General features: G+C 33.5%; 16 protein-coding genes and 1 tRNA gene. 12 read left to right on the top strand and 5 right to left on the bottom strand.

The genetic code is table 11. From position 1 onward, the window contains the following. The first annotated feature begins 87 nt into the window (after positions 1-87). The 4 genes from AC4FQ3_RS08205 to AC4FQ3_RS08190 all read left to right on the top strand — a co-directional run bounded on the left by AC4FQ3_RS08205 (position 88) and on the right by AC4FQ3_RS08190 (position 8,799). A complete protein-coding gene (locus AC4FQ3_RS08205; RefSeq protein WP_491181538.1) occupies positions 88-3,063 on the top strand; it encodes a SusC/RagA family TonB-linked outer membrane protein in 2,976 nt (991 codons plus the stop codon). A gap of 37 nt (positions 3,064-3,100) precedes the next feature. Beyond that, positions 3,101-4,726, top strand: coding sequence for a RagB/SusD family nutrient uptake outer membrane protein (locus AC4FQ3_RS08200; protein ID WP_491181537.1), 1,626 nt, complete (start codon positions 3,101-3,103; stop codon positions 4,724-4,726). A gap of 18 nt (positions 4,727-4,744) precedes the next feature. Then, positions 4,745-5,845 carry a SusE domain-containing protein gene (locus AC4FQ3_RS08195; protein WP_491181536.1) on the top strand — a complete coding sequence of 367 codons (1,101 nt, stop codon included), beginning with the start codon at positions 4,745-4,747 and terminating at the stop codon, positions 5,843-5,845. 77 nt (positions 5,846-5,922) lie between these two features. Next, positions 5,923-8,799, top strand: a complete 2,877-nt coding sequence (locus AC4FQ3_RS08190; RefSeq protein ID WP_491181535.1) for an alpha-amylase family glycosyl hydrolase — start codon at positions 5,923-5,925, stop codon at positions 8,797-8,799. 77 nt (positions 8,800-8,876) lie between these two features. Here AC4FQ3_RS08190 and AC4FQ3_RS08185 read toward each other — a convergent pair whose 3' ends face one another. The 3 genes from AC4FQ3_RS08185 to AC4FQ3_RS08175 form a co-directional block, all read right to left on the bottom strand. Beyond that, the gene (locus tag AC4FQ3_RS08185) at positions 8,877-9,101 is read right to left on the bottom strand and encodes a DUF6814 family protein (RefSeq protein WP_042563404.1); all 225 of its coding nucleotides are present in this window, start codon (positions 9,099-9,101) and stop codon (positions 8,877-8,879) included. 11 nt (positions 9,102-9,112) lie between these two features. Next, the gene (locus AC4FQ3_RS08180; protein ID WP_491181534.1) at positions 9,113-10,609 is read right to left on the bottom strand and encodes an MFS transporter; all 1,497 of its coding nucleotides are present in this window, start codon (positions 10,607-10,609) and stop codon (positions 9,113-9,115) included. Positions 10,610-10,990: 381 nt separating this feature from the next. Beyond that, positions 10,991-11,066 (bottom strand) — tRNA-Phe (locus tag AC4FQ3_RS08175). A gap of 104 nt (positions 11,067-11,170) precedes the next feature. On the opposite strand from AC4FQ3_RS08175, the gene AC4FQ3_RS08170 reads away from it, so the two are divergent. The 7 genes from AC4FQ3_RS08170 to AC4FQ3_RS08140 all read left to right on the top strand — a co-directional run bounded on the left by AC4FQ3_RS08170 (position 11,171) and on the right by AC4FQ3_RS08140 (position 18,251). Beyond that, complete coding sequence (locus AC4FQ3_RS08170) at positions 11,171-11,905, top strand: type III pantothenate kinase (RefSeq protein WP_491181533.1); 735 nt, start codon at positions 11,171-11,173, stop codon at positions 11,903-11,905. Continuing rightward, complete coding sequence (gene bamG, locus AC4FQ3_RS08165; protein WP_463459077.1) at positions 11,898-13,124, top strand: BamG family beta-barrel-assembly machinery protein; 1,227 nt, start codon at positions 11,898-11,900, stop codon at positions 13,122-13,124. Before AC4FQ3_RS08170 ends, bamG begins: the two co-directional genes overlap by 8 nt. A 52-nt stretch (positions 13,125-13,176) precedes the next feature. Continuing rightward, complete coding sequence (gene lptC / locus AC4FQ3_RS08160) at positions 13,177-13,728, top strand: LPS export ABC transporter periplasmic protein LptC (RefSeq protein ID WP_042566073.1); 552 nt, start codon at positions 13,177-13,179, stop codon at positions 13,726-13,728. Between the two features lie 10 nt (positions 13,729-13,738). Then, positions 13,739-13,933, top strand: a complete 195-nt coding sequence (locus AC4FQ3_RS08155; protein WP_042566074.1) for a hypothetical protein — start codon at positions 13,739-13,741, stop codon at positions 13,931-13,933. Between the two features lie 3 nt (positions 13,934-13,936). Continuing rightward, on the top strand, positions 13,937-15,196 hold the full coding sequence (locus AC4FQ3_RS08150; protein ID WP_042566075.1) for a hemolysin family protein: 1,260 nt from the start codon (positions 13,937-13,939) through the stop codon (positions 15,194-15,196). Between the two features lie 108 nt (positions 15,197-15,304). After that, on the top strand, positions 15,305-17,404 hold the full coding sequence (locus AC4FQ3_RS08145; protein WP_491181532.1) for a peptidylprolyl isomerase: 2,100 nt from the start codon (positions 15,305-15,307) through the stop codon (positions 17,402-17,404). A gap of 409 nt (positions 17,405-17,813) precedes the next feature. Further along, a complete protein-coding gene (locus AC4FQ3_RS08140) occupies positions 17,814-18,251 on the top strand; it encodes a hypothetical protein (RefSeq protein ID WP_042566077.1) in 438 nt (145 codons plus the stop codon). A 19-nt stretch (positions 18,252-18,270) separates the two neighbouring features. Here the strand turns inward: AC4FQ3_RS08140 and AC4FQ3_RS08135 are convergent, their stop codons facing one another. Then, positions 18,271-19,185, bottom strand: coding sequence for a GYDIA family GHMP kinase (locus AC4FQ3_RS08135; protein WP_491181531.1), 915 nt, complete (start codon positions 19,183-19,185; stop codon positions 18,271-18,273). A 106-nt stretch (positions 19,186-19,291) separates the two neighbouring features. Then, positions 19,292-20,605 carry a hydroxymethylglutaryl-CoA reductase, degradative gene (locus AC4FQ3_RS08130; protein ID WP_491181530.1) on the bottom strand — a complete coding sequence of 438 codons (1,314 nt, stop codon included), beginning with the start codon at positions 20,603-20,605 and terminating at the stop codon, positions 19,292-19,294. A gap of 181 nt (positions 20,606-20,786) precedes the next feature. Here AC4FQ3_RS08130 and AC4FQ3_RS08125 point away from each other — a divergent pair, with 181 nt between their 5' ends. After that, positions 20,787-22,958 carry a S9 family peptidase gene (locus AC4FQ3_RS08125; protein ID WP_491181529.1) on the top strand — a complete coding sequence of 724 codons (2,172 nt, stop codon included), beginning with the start codon at positions 20,787-20,789 and terminating at the stop codon, positions 22,956-22,958. The last annotated feature ends 15 nt before the right edge of the window (positions 22,959-22,973 follow it).

Raw genomic sequence — 22,973 nt, 5'->3', positions numbered from 1 at the left:
TGTTAATAAATTCCTAATTTTGAAATTCGAAGTAAAATTAAAAACTTAACTAACAATCACAAACTCAAACTAATTTAAACAAAAAGTATGAAAACAATTTATAAAAAGTTGTTATTTTTATTCCTCTTGTTGCCATTTACTGTACTAGCTCAAAGTACTTTAAGCGGAACTGTTGTAGATAAAACTACAGGGCAGCCAATACCGGGAGTAAATGTAAATGTACAAGGTGCTCCAAGCGGTGCATCAACTGGATTTGATGGTAATTACCAATTGTCAAATGTTAAAAGCGGAAGCAAAATTGTGGTATCTTTTATTGGGTACAAAACGCAAACGATTGATTTCACCGGACAAAAAACACTAAACGTTTCTTTAGAGGAAGATACCAACCAACTTAAGGAAGTTGTTGTACAAGTAGGTTACGGTACTGTTAAGAAAAAAGATGCGACAGGATCTGTATCTCAAATTTCTTCTAAAGAATTTAATAAAGGAATCAACGTAACTCCGGAGAGTTTAATTAGCGGTCGTATTTCGGGGGTTAATGTAACCGGTGGAGGAGCGCCTGGAGCAAAAGCGGATATCAGAATTCGTGGAGGATCTTCATTAAATGCTTCAAATGAGCCTTTAATTGTATTAGATGGTCTTCCGTTAAGTAATACTAAACCAGAAGGTTCTACAAGTATTTTATCTACAATTGATCCTAATGATATTGAGTCTTTTACAGTTCTTAAAGATGCTTCTGCTGCTGCAATCTACGGATCGAGAGCTGCAAATGGTGTAATTGTTATTACAACTAAAAAAGGTACAAAAGGCGGTGTAAAAGTTAACTTTAGTTCTCAGGTTGGTATCAATACTGTTGCGAATACTGTTGATGTAATGAATGCAGACCAATATCGTGAATTGGTAAATACAAAAGGTACTCCGGCGCAACAAGCTTTATTGGGTACTGCAAATACAAACTGGCAAGATGAAATTTTTCATACTGCTTTAACAACTAACAATAATATCTCTGTCAGCGGTTCATTATTTAACAAACTTCCTGTGAGATTATCTGTAGGAAATGTTGATAATCCTGGAATCCTAAGAAACACTTCTTTTGAAAGAACTACGACATCGATATCGTTAAATCCTGTTTTATTTGATAATCATTTAAAAATTGACATTAGCGGAAATTTATCTTTCGGTAAAAACCAATTTCAGGATGAAGGTGCTGTTATCGGAAGCGCTATTGGATTTGATCCTACACAGCCGGTTCATTTAGCAGGTTCTCGTTACGGAGGTTATTTTGAATGGTTAGAGCCAACAGGAAACTTACCATTATTGCCTGCAAGAAACCCTGTAGCAAGATTAAACCAGGATAACAGAAGAGCTACTTCTACAAGAAAATGGGGTAATGTTAGATTAGATTATAAACTTCATTTCTTTGAAGATTTAAGAGCTGTTGTAGAAGCTGGTATTGATACATTTGACAGTAGCGGATATACGGAAGTAAGTACACAAAGTGCTTTAGGATATCAGCCAAAGCCATTTAATGGGCCAGATTATGTGAATTTTGGAAACTACTCTAGTTATACAGATGCACTTCAAAATAAAAACTTAAATGCTTATTTTAATTATACTAAAGATTTAGGAAAACTTAAAATTGATGCAACGGCTGGTTATAACTACCAATTGTTTCAAAGGGAAAAATACCAATCGGGAGAAACCAGACAGCCAAATCCTAATGAGGATGTTACTACTGAGCCGGATGTTAATTTACAATCGTTTTTTGGACGTTTGAATTTAGGATATGACAGTAGATATTTATTGACTTTAAATTATAGAAGAGACGGAACTTCTCGTTTTTCTGAAGATAATAGATGGGGTAATTTTGGTGGAGCTGCTTTTGCATGGAATTTATCTGAAGAAGCTTTCTTAAAAGATAACGCTACTTTTTCGACTTTAAAATTAAGAGTTGGTTACGGGACTACTGGTCAACAGGATATCTCTGCTCAATATGATTATTTACGTAGGGTAACTATCGGAACAATCAATTCTCAATATGTTTTTGGTAATACAGTTTATTCTACTGCAAGACCAGAAGGATATAATGAAAATATCAAATGGGAAGAATTGGCTGAAACTAACGTTGGTATTGATTATGGATTCTTTAATGACAGAATTACAGGAACAATTAACTATTTTGATAAAAAATCAACAGATTTATTAGCAGATATTGCAGTTCCTGATGGTGCAAATATTAGAAATCAAGGTTTCTTTAATATTGGTAGTGTAAACACAAGAGGGGTTGAGTTTAGTATTGCGTCTGATATTGTTAAAAATGATAATTTGACTTGGAATGTTGCTTTTAATACTACTTACATTGATCAGGAGATATCAGAACTAGGAATTACTGTTCCAGGTTTTCAGGGATATTTAACCGGAGATAATATTGCTGGTGGAAATGGAAATAAAATCCAGATTAACTCAGTAGGATATGCACCAAATTCATTTTTTGTATACGAACAATTATATGATGCCAACAAAAGACCAATTGCAGGAGCTTATGTGGATAGAAATGCAGATGGAAAAATTGATGCAGGTGACCGCTACAGAGCTGGTAAAACTGCTCCTGATTATACTTTTGGTTTGTTCTCTACTTTAAACTACAAAAAGTTTGATTTTACAATGAACTGGAGAGCAAGTGTTGGAAATAAGATTTTTGACAACGTAAGTTCTAATTTAGGATATTCTGATGCAGGTTTAAGAAGACAAACAGATTTGTCAAACGTGAGTTCAGATTATTTTAATACTGGTTTTACTTATGAAGATAACGGAACACAACGTTACTTGTCTGATTATTTTGTAAAAGATGCTTCTTTTATCAAATTAGATAACGTTACACTTGGATATACTTTTGATAAAACTATTATCAAAGCAGCTTCTTTAAGATTTACAGCTGGTGTTCAAAATGTTTTCATTCTTACGAAATATGATGGATTAGATCCTGAGAAATTCAACGGAATTGATAATAATGTTTACCCAAGAGCAAGAACTTTCTTGTTTGGAGTTAATGCCAATTTCTAAATAGTAGACTGAAATCAAAAATTTAAAAATAAACAAAATGAAAATATCATTTAAATATATATCTTATTTTTTCCTATTCATTTTAGGAATAAGTATGACGCTTACTTCGTGTACGGACGATTTAAACGTGACCCCAAAAGACGATGATGAATTTTTATCAGAAACCTTTTTTCAGGATCCGGCATCGTACAAACAAGTATTAGCAAAATTATACGCAGGTTTGTATGTTGGAGGTAACGATGGAGATGGAGACGCTACAATCCCGGGAAGAACCCCCGATATCGCTGGACTAGGAGGAGATTTTAGCAGTTATTTAAGATTGCTTTTTGTAACTCAGGAATTTTCTACAGATGAAGCTATTATTGCTTGGGCAGATGGTACTTTACCAACAATAAATGCGCAAACATGGGCTCCTGCTAATGAATTTTTAGAAGGAACATTTTCAAGAGCGTTTTACCATATTAGTGTTGCCAATGAGTTTTTAAGACAAACTACTGATGAGAAATTAGCAGCAAGAGGTGTTGACGCAAGTTTAAAAGCTGAAATCGCTACATTTAGAGCAGAAGCTCGTTTTTTAAGAGCTTTTTCATACTATAACTTAATGGACTTGTTCGGAAATGTGCCAATCACGACAGAAAATGATCCTGTTGGATTCTTCTATCCGGTACAAAAATCAAGAGCAGAAGTTTTCGCTTTTGTTGAGTCAGAATTAAAAGACTTAGACAATAGTTTAGCTGCTTCAAAAACAAACGAATATGGTAGAGTAGATAAAACGGCTGCTAAATTTTTATTGGCACAAATTTATTTAAATTCTAAAGTATATACAGGAGTAGACAGAAATAACGAAGCAGCTACAATGTGTAGTGACGTAATTAATTCAGGATATACTTTTGCAAATGTTCCTTACCGTTATTTGTTCTCTGCAGATAATAATAGAAATGGTGCTCAAAGCGAATTTATTTTCCCAATTGTTGGAGATGGTAACGCTATTAGAGCTACTGGTGGAGGAATGAGTTTTATTATGCACGCTTCTATTGGAGGAAGCATGAATGCTGCGTCCAGAGGTATGGATGGTGGATGGCAGGGAATCAGAACTCGTAGAGAGTTTGTGAATCTTTTTCCTGACGAAACTGCAACAGCTGATAATAGAGGAACTTTCTATAGAGATGGTCAATCAAAAGATATTAATAATGTTGGAACTTTTACAGATGGTTATGCTGTAACAAAATACATCAATGTAAATTCAGATGGTTCTGCAGCTCAAAGAAATGATATTCCGGATATCGATTTCCCAATGTTTAGATTAACTGATGCTTATTTGATGTATGCAGAAGCAACACTTAGAGGGGCTACTACAGGAAACATTAATACAGCTTTAGGTTATATCAACCAAATTAGAGCCAGAGCAAATGCTCAGGCAGTTACGGTTCCTCAATTAACTCTTGATTTCATTTTAGATGAAAGAGGAAGAGAATTATTTTGGGAATGTAAAAGAAGAACTGATTTAATTCGTTTTGGAAAATTCACAGGCGGATCTAAAATCTGGCAATGGAAAGGTGGTTCTATCAATGGTAATGCTACAGAGTCGTACAGAGACTTAATGCCAATTCCTGCAAGAAACATTCAGGCAAACCCAACATTAGAGCAAAATACAGGATACTAACATTTTATAAAACATTAAATGAAAAATATATATAAAATATTAATCGCATTTATTGCTGTATTAGCGGTTTCGTGTGATGGCGATGATGTAGAGAAAAGAACAATTGTTGAAGCAGTCTCTACAGCAGAGATAACCGCTCCGGTAACTGGTCTAACATTTGTTTTGGATGTAAACAAGGCTGCAGAAGAAGCAACCAAATTTGAATGGACAGCTGCAAAATATTCTAATAACGTTGTTGTTGAATATACTTTGTTGATTGATAAAAAAGGTGGTGATTTTACAGAAGCCAAAACACTTGCTACTACTAAAAATGCTACAACAGCATCAATCCTGGTTAGAGAATTGAATCAGGCAGCTATTGATTTAGGCGGAAAACCTGAAGAGGAATCATCATTTGATGTAAAGATTAAGGCAACAGTTGCTTCTGGAGGTGTTCCTCAAATTTCCAATACATTCATTACTATTAAGGTAACTCCTTACACAGGAAAAGTTGACTATAATTTTACAGAATGGTATTTAGTTGGAGATGCGACAGTTTCAGGATGGGATAATAATAAAGGAAACCAGATTTTATTCAGAAGTGCTACAAATTCTAACGAATATAAATTTACAGGATTCTTTAAAGCCGGAGCTTTCAAAACCATTAAAAATTTAGGAAGCTGGGCGCCTATGTATGGAGGTTCTGCAGAAACCCTTGCTTATAGAGGAGTTGATTCAGACCCGGATCCGGCTAGTTTTGTAATTCCTGCTGATGGATATTACACCTTTAAAATGGATGTTAAAGAGCTAAAATATACATTAGAAGCTTATAATGCATCTGCAGCCGTAAATTATACAACAGTTGGAATTATCGGAAGCAGTACTGCTAAAGGCTGGGATGCTTCAACTGCAATGGTAAAATCTACTTTCGATCCGCATATCTGGTCTCTTGGAGTGACTTCTTTAAATGATGGAGAAATGAAATTTAGAGCAAATGATGCATGGGATGTTTCATGGGGAGGAAAAACTCCTTTCTCAGGAGGAGGAACCGGTGATAATATTCCGGTAGCAAAATCTAAATATGTAATTTATTTTAATGATTTAGACGGAAGTTATTTAATGATTCCAAATCAGGAATAATGTTTCTTTAAATATTGAAAAAGGGCTATCTCAGGATGGCCCTTTTTTATAAATACTAACTAAACCAAAACCACATTATGAAAAAAATTATATCACTATGTTTATATCTGCTTTTTATCACTGCCAATGCTCAGCAAATAACAGTGTCGCCTGCCATATTTCAGGTAAATGAACCGATAACAATTACGGCTTCGTTTGCATCACCAACTTGTAATGAAATGGGGACCAATCCTTCAAAAGTATATATGCATTCAGGAATTGGAACAGAAGCTAATCCCTGGGCAGTTGCAAAAGGAAATTGGGGAAATGATGACGGAATAGGCTTAATGAACGACAATGGAAATGGCACTTGGAGTATTACCATTACACCAAGTATCTATTTTGGACTGACTGCAACGCAACAAACAGATGCTACAAAAATGGGTCTGGTTTTTAGAAACGCAAATGGTTCTCAGACATTAAAGCAAGCACCATCTTGTTCAGATTTTTTTATTAAAGTTGGTTCTTTTCAGGCAACTTTAACTGCACCATCTGAAAATAGTACTACAATTATAACTTCAGGCGCAAATTTTAATATTACCGCAACCAACACAAACGGAGCAGCAAGCTATACGCTTAAAGCAAACGGAACAACAATCGATACAAATGGAAGTACATCTTCTTATTCATTTAATCATACCAACATATCAAGTAATCAAAGTTATAAGCTGAGTATTGTTCAGGGAGCTACAACAATAGTTAAAAAGTTTGCAGTTGTTGTAAATCCCAATACAATTTCTCAGACAATGCCAATTGGTTTAGTTGATGGAATTAATTACAATTCGGGTGATGCAACAAAAGTGACCTTGGTTCTGGATGCGCCTTTAAAAGATTTTGTTTACGTTGCCGGAAGTTTTAATAACTGGCAGCCTTCATCGGCGTATGCCATGAAAAAAGATCCTGCTTCAGGTAAGTTTTGGTTAGAATTAACGGAATTAATTTCCGGTGAAAATAATACCTACCAGTATTGGGTGGTTGATGCAACACCGCTTGCCAATTCGCCTTCATTAGTAAAAACGGCAGATCCTTATTCAACTTTGGTTTTGTCGCCTTATGATGATCCGTGGATTCCTTCGGCTTCATATCCAAATATGCCGGTTTACCCTGCTGGACAAAATTTTGAAGTTTCTGTTTTAAAAACAGGGCAAACTACATACAATTGGCAGGTTACGAATTTTACAAAACCCGAAAAAGAGAAATTAGTAGTGTATGAAGTTTTGGTTCGTGATTTTGATGCGGCCAGAAATTATCAGAGTTTAATTGATCGAATCGAATATTTTAAAAGCCTAAAAATAAATGCAATCGAATTAATGCCGGTAATGGAGTTTGAAGGCAATGAAAGCTGGGGTTATAATACTTCATTCCATATGGCGTTGGATAAATTCTACGGAACTTCGGATAAATTAAAAGAACTCATTGATTTATATCATCAAAACGGAATTGCGGTTATTCTTGACGTGGCGTTAAATCATGCTTTTGGTAGAAACCCGATGGTAAGAATGTGGATGAATGATCCTGATGGAGATGGTTTTGGTTCGCCAACGGAGGAGAATCCGTATTTTAATACCGTTGCAAAACATGCTTATAATGTGGGTGAAGATTTTAATCATCAATCCTTAAAAACGCAGAATTATGTAAATCGCGTCATCAAACAATGGATTGAGGAATACAAAATTGATGGTTTCCGTTGGGATTTAACCAAAGGATTTACCCAAAATTGCACAGCTTCTGATGGTGGTTGTACAGATAGTTACCAGCAGGACAGGGTAGATGTATTAAAGAAGTATGCTGATTATTCATGGAGTCTTGATCCTACATATTACACGATTTTTGAACATTTAGGAAGTGATTTGGAAGAAAAAGAATGGGCCAATTATAAAATTACCGAAACGCCGAGTAAAGGAGTTATGATGTGGGGAAAAATGACCGGACCTTATAATCAATTGTCTATGGGGTATGCGTCAGAAAGTGATATTTCGAGAATGGCGAGTTCGAGTCACGGTTTTGTGGCAAATAGATTAATGGGTTATGCCGAAAGTCATGATGAAGAACGCCTGATGTATAAAAATGTACAATACGGAGCTTCAAGCGGAACATATAATGTAAAAGATCTGAACACAGCTTTATCAAGAATGTCCGCCATTGGAGCAGTTTCGCTATTAGTTCCCGGGCCAAAAATGATTTGGCATTTTGGAGAATTAGGCTGGGAAAACTCCATTTTTACCTGCAATGATAATTCTGTAAATAATGATTTCGATGCAATTTCCGGAGATTGTAAATTAGATACAAAACCACAACCGCAATGGGCAAATAATTGGTTAGGAAATTCAAATCGGAATAAAATTTACAACGATTGGGCAAAAATGATAACCCTTAAAACGACCGAGCCGGTATTTTTAGGAACACCAACAATAGCAAGCGTAAATTCATTATCTGTAAATATAAAAATTACCAATGGTAATTTACCTTCCACACAATTAAAAGATCTATTGATTTTAGCCAATTTTGATGTAACAGCTCAAAATGTTGCGACAGGTTTTCAATATACAGGAACGTGGTATAATTTAATGGATAACACTGCGATAGAAGTTACAGATGTAAACGCACCGTTAAATTTACCTCCCGGCGAATATAGAATTTATGGAAATAAAGAAGCCAGCCTGGCCATAGAAAATTTTGAAAAAGGAAATGTTGTGAGTTTATATCCAAATCCGGTTTCTAATTATTTCACCTTAAATATTGCTGCAGCAAAAGTTCAGCTTTATGCAATATCCGGGCAATTGGTAAAAAGTTTTGCTTCAAATGGAAATGCTGATTTCCAATTTAACGTAAGCGATTTAAAAGCAGGATTATATGTAGTAAAAGCTTTTGATCAGAATGGTAAAATTCAGGTAATGAAGTTTATTAAAAAATAAATTTCAGAAGAAAATTTTGGTTTTGTTAGTAATGCGAAAGGGTTGTCTGGAAACAGACAACCCTTTTATTTTTCTTTTTATTTCTTTTCGTTGTATTCGCCAATTACAGCAAAATAACCAAAAGTCCCCAGACCTAAAACAATTAAAGGTGTCAGGATAAATAAAATGATGATTCCAAAGACTAAATCGTCTTGTTTGTCTGATAATAGTTTGGGTAAGCCAAATTCAAAGACACAAAAATAAGCTGCAGCCACAGCTAAAATAACCCATAAAACACCTAAAATTTGTTTGATTGCATTCATATTATTATTTATTAAAGGTGATTCGTTTTGTTTTTATTATCTATATATATCATTCCAATTACAAAGCATATTGAAGCAATTATAATAGGGTACCAAAGCCCGTCAAGGTAAAATTCCGGTTTTCCTGCCTCTTTAGAATGCGTTACAAAATAGGTTGAAATTGCCGGAAGCAAACCTCCAAAAATTCCGTTTCCTACATGATAAGGAAGAGACATCGAAGTATACCTGATTTTCGTTGGAAACATTTCTACTAAAAATGCCGCAATTGGCCCATACACCATCGTAACAAATAAAACCTGAACGAAAATTAAAAAAATCAAAGTCCATTCGTCATTTGTATTGATACTAATTGAGGTATTAACCTGAGCTTCTTTTTTGTTTTTAGTATACGTTTTTTTCTCTGTTAAGGTTGTGCCGTCAGTATATTTTTTTTGAGTTGTAACTATAGAATCGTTGATTTTACTAGTTTCAACAACTTGTTTCGTTTCCTGTACAATTTCAGTTTTATTTTTTAAATCGGTTGTTTCGTACATCATTTTATAAATAGGCCTATATAATAAAACAGCGATTAACATTCCGCCCATCATAATATATTTTCGTCCTATTTTATCGCTAAGCCATCCAAAAACAATAAAAAAAGGAGTTCCTAATAATAAGGCAATTCCGAGTAATTCATCAACTTGGGAGGAATCAACATTCATTACCGTTTTCATAAAACTCATCGCATAAAACTGTCCAGTGTACCAAACAACGCCTTGTCCCATTGTGGCGCCAAATAAAGCCAGTAAAACAAATTTTAAATTATATCGGTTTCCAAAACTTTCTTTTAGAGGATTTGTACTGGTTGTGCCTTCTTTTTTAGCTTTTGCAAATACAGGAGATTCGTCCATGTTTTTTCGAATCAAATACGAAACTCCAACCATTACGATCGAAACCCAAAAAGGGACGCGCCATCCCCAAGAATCAAAATCTTCGGATGAAAGCACATTTTTTGTAGCCAGAATTACCATCAATGAAATGAATAAACCAACTGTAGCCGTGGTTTGAATCCATGACGTCCAATATCCTTTTTGTCCGGCAGGAGCATGTTCTGCCACATAAGTTGCAGCACCTCCGTATTCTCCTCCAAGTGCGAGACCCTGTAATAAACGAAGAATTAAAACCAATAAAGGGGCTAGAAAACCAATCGTTTCATAACTTGGAATACAGCCTATTAAAAAAGTAGAACCACCCATCAATAATAAGGTAGCCATAAAAGTATATTTTCTACCAATAATATCACCAAGTCTTCCAAAGAACAATGCTCCAAACGGGCGAACTACAAATCCTGCCGCAAAAGTGGCCAATGTAGATAAAAAAGCTGCAGTTGGATTATCGCTTGGAAAGAATTTTGTTGAAATTACAACAGCTAAACTTCCAAAAATGTAGAAGTCATACCATTCGATCATTGTACCCATTGATGAGGCAGAAATTACTTTCCAAATGCCTTTTGTAGAAGTTTTACCCATAAATAGCTCTTGTGTTCTTATTAGTAAAGAAAAGTATAAAGTATTATTTTACGAATATAAAAGATATTTCTTTATTTAATTGATACTTTTTTAACAAAATCATATAATTGTTTAATTTACACTTTTTGGTAATTGAAAGTTTACAAATTGAGGTGTTTTTTTACCGCGAAGGCGCTAAGATTTACGCAAAGTTCACAAAGATTTTATTAAACTCATATAAAAAGCTAAGGTTCGCAAAGCTTTGATAATTAGCTTTGCGAACCTTTGCGTAAATCTTAGCGTTTCTTTGCGGTAAATTTTATTGGATTTTGGAATTTAAAAAATTGGAATTTCCCCAAAAAGTATTAAAAACAAAAAACCCGAATATTGCTATTCGGGTTTTGGTGGTACCTCCAGGGATCGAACCAGGGACACATGGATTTTCAGTCCATTGCTCTACCATCTGAGCTAAGGTACCGTTGTGCGGTTAATGCGGGTGCAAAGATAGAATCATTTTTCGTTTATCCAAAACATTTTTTTAAAAAAATCAATTCGTACCTTCGCATTGGTAAATAAAAAAATATGGTTTTAACTGTTGATGTTGGAAATACTCGAATTAAAGCGGCTGTCTTTGAGGGAAGTAAAGTTCTTGAAAATTTTGTTTTTGAGAAAAATGAGCTCGAAAAAAAAATTGAAGAAATTTTAAAAAAGTTTCCAAATTGTTCTGATTTGGTTGTTGCATCGGTTGGAAACATCGAAAAACAATCTTTTTTGGCTTTCGAAAAAGAACTCAATATTCATTTTTTAACACATGAGGATGTTTTTCCCTTTATAAATAAATATGCGACACCAAAAACTTTAGGAATCGACAGAATGGTTTTGGCTGCAGGAGCAACTTTACAATTCCCTAAACAAAATAGGTTAGTCGTTGATGCGGGAACTTGCATTACCTACGATTTTGTCGACGAAAACGACAATTATTTGGGTGGGGCTATTTCTCCGGGTCTGCGATTACGTTATGAAGCTTTGCATAATTACACGGCCAAGCTGCCTTTGCTGGCTTTGGAGTTGCCTGATTCATATATAGGAAACTCAACCCAACAAGCCATTCATTCCGGAGTTGTTAATGGTTTCGTCTATGAGATTGACGGTTTTATCGATGAATATCGCACAAACTTTTCAAATTTTATAATAATTTTAACGGGTGGCGATGCAGAATTTTTGGCTAAACGATTAAAAAATACCATATTTGCCAATTCAAATTTCCTTCTGGAAAGTTTGAACCAAACATTTCAATATAAAATCGACAATGATTAAAAAAATTATAATAAGTGCTTGTTTACTTATCTCGTTCGTTTCATTTGCTCAGCAAGGTACTTCGTCACCATATTCTTTTTACGGAATTGGAGAATCAAGATTTAAAGGAACCCTTGAAAACAGATCGATGGCCGGGGTTGCAGTAGAACAGGATAGTATTCACTTGAATATTGAAAATCCGGCAAGTTATGCCAGTCTTGGACAAACGACTTTTACAGTTGGAGGAACTTTTGGAACGAATAATATAAAAAGCAGCACTGAGTCTTCAAAAGCGCAAAGATCAACTTTTGATTATTTAGCATTAGGGATTCCAATGGGTAAATTTGGAGCCGGTTTTGGTTTAGTGCCTTTGTCTTCTGTAGGGTATAAAATTTCAGATCTAAACCCGACACAAGGAGGAGTAAACAGTCAGCTTGAAGGAAAAGGTGGCGTAAACAAAGTTTTCCTTGGTTTAGGTTATAAAATTACACCAAAATGGAATATTGGAGCAGATGTACAATATAACTTTGGTAAAATTTCAACAACTACTATAGAAGCCGTTACCGGAGTTCAAAGTGCTACAAGAGAAACCAATGCTTCTGAATTATCAGGTGTGAATTTTAATATTGGTACAATGTATCAAACTAAAATTGATAAAAAATTAAATCTATATACTAGTTTAAACTACACTTTTGCAAGTACATTAACTTCAGACAGTTCAAGAATTATTGAAGTTGACGGAGATCCGGATGATGTAACCGGTGATCCTGTTGAAAATACGTTGAAATTGCCAAACAAAATAACGTTTGGTGCAGGTGTTGGAGAAGCCAGAAAATGGTTGGTAGGTACAACAATAGCTTTTCAGGGCGATGGAAAACTTAATAATTATTACAACTCAAGTGATAATGTCCGTTACGAAAAGTATTCTAAATATGCAGTTGGAGGATATTATGTGCCAAATTACAGCTCTTTTTCAAGTTATTTTAGCAGAATCACTTATAGAGCAGGTCTTAAATTTGAAAAAACAGGATTAATAGTAAATAATGAATCAATTAATGATGTTGGAATGTCTTTAGGTGCAGGTTTTCCAATTACAGGAACTTTTTCAAACGTAAATTTCGGAATCGAATTTGGTAAAAAAGGGACAACATCTGCAGGTTTAGTTCAGGAAAACTATTTAAATTTTAGCTTAAGTTTCTCTTTTAACGATAAATGGTTCGTGAAAAGTAAATTCAATTAAGCATAAGGTTTTATGTTTTTTTAAGCTCACTACAATTTACTACATTTGGCAAATGAATTTACCAAAGAGATATATAATAAACGCTGTCACAGTTTTTGCTGTGACACTGTTTTTTGGATGCGAAAGTAATTTTAAAGAAGTTCAGAAAATTAACTTTTCAGAGTTTGTTCCGGGAAGTGATGCTGATACTGTCGATATAAAATATACAGATTCAGGACGCATAACCGGAGTTCTAAAAAGTCGAAAAATGCTGGATTATTCTAATCTTGATTTTCCGTTTACAGAATTTCCTGAAGGAATTGACGTTACTTTGTATGATAAAAACCAAAAGCGTACTTTTATAAGATCGAATTATGCTGTTTCATATAAGCAAACCGGGATTATTGATTTGCAGGGAAAAGTAAAAATCACCTCAGAAACAGGTCAGATGTTGGAAACAGAACAGTTGTATTTTGATCAGAAAAACGAATGGTTTTATACCGAGAGAAAGTTTAAATTAACAGATGCAAAAGGAGTTTCGTACGGGCAGGGAATTGACTTCAGCAAAGATTTTAAAGTAATAAACTCACAAAGAGTAACCGGCGAATTAGAAGCCGAAGAATAAAATAAAGATTATGGGCATTTTAAAATACACACAATACCTTTACTTAATAATTGCAGTTGCGTTTATTTATGACGGAATTACAAAGTTAAATGATCCTACCGGAAATCCCTGGTTGAGCTTTTTGATTGCCGCAGTGAGTGTTTTTATGTTTTTCTTCAGAAGAAAATATGCTAAAAGATTTGATGATCATTATAAAAAACAATAAAAAATGGAAATTAGTATTATAATACTATGTTTAATACTATCAGCCTTTTTTTCAGGAATGGAAATAGCTTTTGTTTCCTCCAATAAAATTTATCTTGAAATAGAAAAAAAGCAAGATAATTTTCTTTCTCAAATCTTAACGAAACTTACCCAAAATCCGTCAAAATTTATTGCTGCTATGCTTATTGGCAACAATATAGCTCTTGTAGTTTACGGTTTTTTTATGGGAGATGTAGTCCTGAAATGTATTGCTCATTTAGGATATCAGTTTTCAAATATTACCAGTTTATTGGTTCAGACCGTGATTTCTACTTTTGTAGTTTTGATAACGGCTGAGTTTTTTCCCAAAGTCTTTTTCCAGATTTATGCCAATTCCCTGATTAAGATTTTTGCTATTCCGGCTTATTTGTTTTACAGGTTGTTTTATTATATTTCGACTTTTTTCATCTGGATTTCAGATTTTATTTTAAGAAAGTTTTTTAAAACAGAAGGCGATCAGGTTCAGTTGTATTTTAGCAAAATAGAATTAGGAAATTATATCACCGAACAAATGAGTTCTGTAGAAGAAAATGACGAAGTCGATTCAGAAATTCAGATCTTTCAGAATGCTTTAGAATTTTCGGGTGTTAAAGCGCGCGATATCATGACACCTCGTACGGAAATTGTTGATATTGATATATTTGCAGGTGTTTCAGAGCTTAAGGAATTATTTATTGAAACAGGTTATTCTAAAATTGTAGTAAGCCAAAACTCACTTGATGATATTGTAGGCTACGTGCATTCTTTTGATTTGTTTAAAAAGCCTAAAACAATTAAATCGGTTTTAATGACGGTTGAGTTTGTGCCTGAAACAATTTCAATAAAAGACGCTTTAAATTTGTTAATCAAAAAGCGAAAAAACGTTGCCGTTGTTTTAGACGAACATGGTGGAACTTCGGGAATTATAACAATAGAAGATATTGTAGAAGAGCTTTTTGGCGAAATTGAAGATGAACACGATTTAGACGAAGAATTAATAGAGCAGGAGCTTGGTGACGGTCAATATTTGTTTTCGACACGTTTAGATGTTGAATATTTAAATGAAACATATAAATTAGATATTCCTGAAGAAGATTCTTACGGAACATTAGGTGGTTTTATTGTGAATTCTACAAAAGAAATACCTCAAAAAGGAGAAAAAATCGTGATTGATCACTTCCATTTTGTGGTTGAAGAAGCGTCAAACAAGAAAATTGAATTGGTAAAAATGACGATAAAAGAGTGATTTTTTCATTAATTAAAAAAAAATGTCGAAAATAAAACACTAGTTGTATTGTTATTAACTAGATAATTGTATTTTCGCAAACTGAATATAAAATTAACGATAATAAAAATGGCAGTTTTAGCAAAAATTAGACAGCGTTCCGCTTTATTGATAGGAGTTATTGCACTTGCATTATTTGCATTTATAATACAAGATCTTTTCACAAGAGGAAGCTTCGGTCAGAGTTCAAAAGATGTAGGAAGCATCGATGGAAAAGATATTTCATTTGAAGACTTTAGAGTTAAAGTTAGTAATGTTGAAAAAAGTGGGCAAGGAATTACTTCCACTGAAGCTGCAAACAGAGTTTGGGATCAAGAGGTTTCAATCGCTTTATTGTCATCTCAGTTTGACAAATTAGGATTGAGAGTTGGAGAAAAACACCTTTTGGAAGTTTTAAAAACTGACCCAAATATTGGTAAAAATCCAATGTTTTTAAACGCAGCAGGCGCTTTTGACGTAGCTAAATTTAAAGAGTACTTTAAAACAAATCCTGAAGCAGCACAATATATTTCTGCAAAAGAAAAAGATGCTGAATTAAACGCAAAATTCCAAATCTACAATACATTAGTAAAATCAGGTCTTTACACAACTGCTAGTGAAGGGAAATTGAAATATGAAATGGAAGCTAATAAAGTAAACTTTGCTTATGCTGCCGGATTATATTCTTCAATTAAAGATAGTGATGTAAAAATTTCTGATGATGAAATTGTTGATTATATGAAGAAAAACGAGAAAAAATTCAAAGCGGATGAAACTCGTGAAATTCAATATGTTTTAGTTGAAGACAAAGCTTCAAAAGAAGATGAGGCTGAAATTAAAGCTAAAATTACTGCTTTATTAAACGGAAGAGTAGAATATAACGCAAAAACAGGTAAAAACGATACTTTGCCAGGTTTTAGAAACGCAACAAACATTGCCGAATTTGTAAATGCAAATTCTGATGTTCCTTACGATTCTACATATGTAGCTAAAAATAATTTACCTGCAGTTGATGCTGATAAATTATTCAGCTTGCCTGCCGGAGCGATCTACGGACCTTATGTTTACGGAAGATATTATGCTATATCTAAATCTTTAGGATTTAAATCTGGTGTTAATGCAAAAGCAAGTCATATTTTAATTGGTTACGAAGGATCTCAAACTCCTAACGCAAAAGAAAAAAGAACAAAAGAAGAAGCTAAAGCTAAAGCTGAAGGAATCCTGGCTCAGGTTCAGGCAAATCCTGATAGTTTCATGATGTTGGCTTTTACAAGTTCTGATGATTCATCTGCACAACAAGGTGGTGATTTAGGATATTTTGGTCCAAACCAAATGGTAAAACCTTTCAATGATTTTGTATTCAATAATGGAATTGGAAAAGTTGGTTTAGTTGAAACTCAATTTGGATTTCACATTATCAAAATTACAGATAAACAAGACGGAATTCGTTTAGCTACAATTGCTCAAAAAATTGAGCCTTCTGAAGCTACTTCTGATAAAGTATTTACATTGGCAACTAAATTCGAAATGGACGCTGCTGATAAAGATTTTAACGCAACGGCAAAAGCTTTAGGTTTAAAAGTTGCTGCTCCTGTAACTGCAAAAGCTATGGATGAAGCGTTTGGTCCTTTAGGAAACCAACGTAACATTGTAAGATGGGCATTTGACAAGGAAACAAAAATCGGGGATGTAAAACGTTTTGAATTAGCTAATATTGGTCACGTAATCGCACAATACAAAAGCGAAAACAAATCAGGTTTAGTATCTGTAACTGTTGCAAGACCTTATGTTGAGCCAATCTTGAAAAACAAGAAAAAAGCAGAGATGCTTAAAGCTAAAATGACAGGTTCAAATCTTGAAGCTATTGCTAAAAGTGCCGGAGTTGCTGTTCAACAAGCTGCTGATGTAACTTTGGATAATCCTGTTTTACCTGGTGGAGTTGGGCAAGAGCCTAAAGTTGTTGGAACTGCATTTGCTTTAGGAGCAAATAAAGTTTCTGCTCCAATTGAAGGAAATACTGGGGTGTATGTTGTAAAAAACATTAGTACAGTAAAAGCTCCTGCAATTGCTAACCATGCAGAATATGTTGCAAAAATAAAAACTCAAACTGCATCTGATGCAAGCAGAATTTTACCAGCGTTAAAAAACAATGCTAAAATTGAAGATAACAGATTGCAATTTAATTACTAGTCTATAGTAAGTAAATAAAAAAAATATAAAACCCGAAATGTTCATTTGAATGTTTCGGGTTTTTTTATGCGTTTAAGGTTTTTAAAGTAATTTTTAGTCAAATTTTTAAAACTAAAACGAGCAATTTCTCGTATATCATTCCGAACAAGAACTGTAATTTATAAATTGCTTTAATTAGCAATTAAATGCTTTTTTGTCCCCGTTTATTTAGACAAATTCAGAATAATTTTGTAATAATTACATGTCTATTTTTGATAGTTCTATAGGAATAATCGAAATATAATTTAAAAAATTTGTGATATTCAAAATATTGCAGTTTATTTGTCGAAATTTTCAACACAAAATACCAACTAAAATTCCAAAACAAGAATGAGTAAGTACTTTAATAATCAGGCATTTAATTTTTGTTATGTTTAAGTTTTTGTTTAGAAGAAAAGCTAAAGTATACACCAAAATTGAGAATCATATTTTTGGGATAATTACCGAGCTTTTGAAGGTAAGCAGTACTGACATCAATGTTGATGAATTGGGAGGAAAGTATTATTTAAGTAATGAAGAACAACATTTCAAGGTTACGATATTGAGTAACGATTATGTTATCAGACTTACTAATACTCGTGATTCTGTTGCTGAAAAATACGATAAGTTTTTTGTAGAAGATGTTTTAAAAGCGGTAAAAGAAGAGAAACATCGCAGAATGGAACTAGTTTATGATTCTATTACAAATAGTATAGAAAAAATGGCAGAACGCCTGCATAATACTCTTATAGAATCTAACGAACAAGAAAACCAAAAAGTACGCCGACTTGAAACCTCTAAACAAGTTAGGAACAAGAAAGTAAATTAATAAATTGCAGAGAGATAATTTACACTTGTAAAATCATTTCATCATAAGTCAAAATAGTTTCGTATCCTTTCGTAGTAAAATAAGCTTTTGGATCTTCTTTAGAAATTACCATTACAAAATCGCCGCCCCAAGCCCCAAGACTTTTTATTACGCCATTAAAATCAGAAAAAGCTATTTCTTTGATTGTTCTTGTTTCCAGGATATTACTTAAATGAATTTCATGTTTTTCTACTGCTAGCGCAAATTCTTTTAGAGTCTTGGCATTTAAAATAGCGTCTGTGATTTTATTGTTTTTAGCAACATTCTCTGCTAAATGTTCGTTCCTGTTATTATAGTATGCTTTTATTGCTGATTTGCTATTCTGTTTTTTATTCAAATAAACGAAGTAAATGTTTTCTTTAAAATCTGGATTAAAAACTATTGGTTTCACAGCATTATTTTCAACTTGATATAAAATAGGAGTATTATTTTGTGCGCAGGCAATATCATAACCGCTGCCTCCGAAACTGTTATTAAGTAAAGTAAACGCATTTATTTTGGCCCATTGCGCAATATTATTTATTAAGGTAGAAGAGGTGCCCAATCCCCATTTTCTGGGAAATGTAAGATGCGTACTTGCCTTAAATCCGTTAGAATTATTAATAAAATCAGGATTTAACACATAAGCTTCGTGCAGAATATTGATTAAAGTTGTTTTTACAGTTTCTGATTCCGGATTGGTTTTGTTTATAATTTCAGAAAACGAAATAACATCTTCAAACCAAAGATGATCATCATAGTCATAACTTTTCCATTCTATCTTCTGGTCAGTTCCTTCTTCGATAATTAAATCCTGGCCAAATTTTGTGGGTAATGCAAAAGCATTAGCGCCGTCTAAAACAAGATATTCTCCGGAAATTAAAAGTTTTCCATTACTGTAAAAGGTTGTTTTCATTCTATAATTTTTTCAAGGAAATTCCAATCTTTTAAAATTCCAATTATTGTAGGGGTTGGAATTTGGAATTTATTTAAATTTTAATATTTGGAATTTTTCAATCTGATTATTTTCTTATATTCTCAATAAATTCAACTACCGCACTATGCGAAACGGTATTCTTTTTGAAATGAGCTTTAATTAAATGGCGTTCTTCTTCGTTGGCTTCAAATTGGTTAATGATGTTGTTTAAATGCATTTTCATGTGCCCTTCCTGAATTCCGGTTGTAGTTAAAGAACGTAAAGCGGCGAAGTTTTGCGCCAAACCTGCAACGGCAACAATTTGCATTAATTCTTCTGCAGAAGGTTTTTCGAGCATTTCAAGACATAATTTTACTAAAGGATGTAACGAAGTTAATCCGCCAACGGTTCCTAAAGCAAGTGGAATTTCCAACCAAAAAGTAAATATTCCGTTTTCGATTTTAGCATGTGATAAACTGGCATATTGACCATTACGTGATGCATAAGCGTGTACGCCGGCTTCTACAGCTCTAAAATCGTTTCCTGTTGCCAAAATTACAGCATCAACACCATTCATGATCCCTTTGTTGTGTGTTACGGCTCTAAAGGGCTCAACTTCGGCAATTTGTACTGCCTGAACAAAGCGTTCTGCAAAATCCTGTGGATTTGTAATTTGTTTTTCGGTTAAATCTTCAATTGGGCAGGAAACTTCTGCGCGAACAAGACAATTCGGAACATAATTAGATAAAATGCTCATAATTACGTTGATCGCTTCTTCTTCTAAAAACAAATCAGAATTTTGAAACTCCTCTTTTAAAGTCGTTGCAAATTGTTCTAAACAAGAGTTAATGAAATTTGCGCCCATGCTGTCTTTGGTTTCAAAAGTAGCATGAAGCTGAAAATAATTTTCTAGTAAACTTCTTTTGTCTTTTAATTTAATATCTAAAATTCCACCGCCACGCTGTTGCATGTTTTTGGTAATGCTTTGCGTTTCTGAGAAAAACTTAGGTTTTATTTGGTCAAAGAAAGATTGTAGTTTTTCGGCATCTCCATTAAAAGTAAAATGAACCTGGCCAATTTTTTCGGTGTTAATAACTGTTGCTTTAAAACCACCGCGAGTTGCCCAATATTTTGCTGATTTTGAAGCAGCAGCCACAACTGAACTTTCTTCAATTGCCATTGGAATGGTTTTGTATTTTCCGTTGATTAAAAAATTGGGCGCAACCCCAAGCGGAATATAAAAATTAGTAATCGTGTTTTCTATGAATTCATCATGTAGCTGTTGAAGCTTTTCATCTGAATTCCAGTAATTTCTTATTATATTAAGCGCTTCTTCGGGAGTAGAAAAGTATTCATTGGCGATCCAGTTTATTTTTTCTTTTTTGGATAATTTCGAAAATCCGGCAACAGCATTGTTCATTTTCAGTATTTTAAATAATAATGTTGCGGCAAAGATACCAATTTAAGAGTTTTGTTTATAATCTATTTAAAATTGAAAAATACGCAATCGTTATTTTTTTTAACATTTAACACTTAAAATGTGTATTATGTTTATTTTTTTCACTAAAATTGGGCTCTTTTTTATATTTAAATTAATTCAAATGAATACAAGTAAAATTACTGTTATACTTTTGTTTTTAGTTGCTACCGTTTTTGGGCAACAAAAAATTACTGTTGAGAATATTTATGGTGGAGCATTTCGTGCCAAAGGAATGGATGAATTGCAATCTTTGAAAAATACAGACCAATATACTGTATTGAATGTTGACAACGCCAGCAGAAGTATGCAAATTGATTTATACGATTTTGCAACGCTTAAAAAAGTATCTAATTTAATTGATACCAAAAACCATAAGGAATTAGCAGACGGAATTGACAGTTATACTTTTGATGCATCAGAAAAAAAGATTTTAATTGCTTGTAACACGAATCAAATTTTCCGCCACTCTTTTACGGCAGATTATTTTTTATATGATATTGCTTCTAAATCATTAACGAAGCTTTTTGATTTTCAGGTTCAGGAACCAACTTTTTCTCCTGACGGAACTAAAATCGCTTATGCTAAAGAAAACAATCTTTATGTTTATGATGTAGCTTCAAAAAAATCAACAGCGGTTACTACAGATGGAAAGAAAAATGCAGTGATCAACGGTATTACGGACTGGGTTTATGAAGAGGAATTTGCTTTTGTTCGTGCTTTTGACTGGAGTAAAGACAGTAAAAAATTAGCTTATATTCGTTTTGACGAAAGTGCCGTTCCGGAATTTTCAATGTCAATCTTCAAAAAAGACTTGTATCCAACAGTTGAAACATTCAAATATCCTAAAGCCGGAGAAAAAAATTCTGTAGTTTCATTACATATATATGATGCGGCTGCAAATGCAACGAAAAAAGTTGATTTAGGGAATTATAAAGATTTTTATATTGCAAGATTACAATGGACAAATGATAATAATACATTATGTGCTCAGGTTTTAAACCGTCATCAGGATAATCTTGATTTATTATTTGTAGATGGAACTACGGCTGCTGCAAAAGTGGTTTTAAATGAAAAAGACAAAGCATATGTTGATGTGACAGATAACTTAACTTTCTTAAAAGACAACAGTTTTATCTGGACAAGCGAAAAAGACGGTTTTAATCATATTTATGTGTATGATAAAACCGGAAAACTTAAAAATCAGGTTACAAAAGGAAACTGGGAAGTAGTGTCTTACTACGGTTTCGACGAAAAAAATAAAACTATTTTCTATCAATCTACAGAAAATGGTTCAATCAACAGAGATATTTACAGAATTGGTTTAGACGGAAAAAACAAAGTACGTTTAACTTCAAAAGTTGGAACAAGTGCTGCTACTTTCAGTCCAAATTTCCAATATTTCATTACAACTTTTTCCAGCAATTTAGTGCCAACGACTTATACCTTGAATGAGTCAAAAACTGGAAAAGAAATTCAGGTTATCGAAAACAATCAGGCTCTTGCAGATAAATTGAAAGGATATAATCTTCCTGCTAAAGAATTTTTTGTTTTAAAAACAGCAAAAGGAAACGAACTTAATGCATGGATTTTAAAACCAAAAGATTTTGATCCTTCAAAAAAATATCCGGTTTTCATGTACCAATATTCTGGTCCGGGATCTCAACAAGTAAATAACGACTGGAACAATACAGATGATTACTGGTTCTTATCTCTTACTCAACAAGGTTATATTGTAGCTTGTGTTGATGGTAGAGGTACTGGTTTTAAAGGTGCTGACTTCAAAAAAGTAACACAGAAAGAATTAGGAAAATACGAAGTAGAAGATCAAATTGATGCTGCAAAAGTAATTGGAGCTTATCCTTATGTTGATGCTTCAAGAATTGGAATCTTCGGATGGAGCTATGGAGGTTTTATGGCTTCAAACTGTATTTTTCAAGGAAACGATGTGTTTAAAATGGCAATCGCTGTTGCTCCGGTAACAAACTGGAGATTTTATGACAGTGTTTATACAGAAAGATACATGCAGACTCCACAGGAAAATGCAAGTGGTTATGATCAAAACTCTCCAATAAACCACGTTGACAAATTAAAAGGTAAATTTTTATTGATTCATGGTTCTGGTGATGATAACGTGCATGTGCAAAATTCTATGCAAATGATGGAAGCGTTGATTCAGGCTAATAAACAATTTGATTCTCAGATATATCCAGATAAAAACCACGGTATTTATGGCGGTAAAACGAGAATTCAGCTTTACAACAAAATGACTAATTTTATCAAAGAAAACTTATAGTACAACTTTATTAAC

This window comes from Flavobacterium sp. AK-345 (assembly GCF_058310175.1).
The sequence above is the reverse complement of the archived record's forward strand: the minus strand, read 5'-3'. Positions and strand labels throughout refer to the sequence as shown.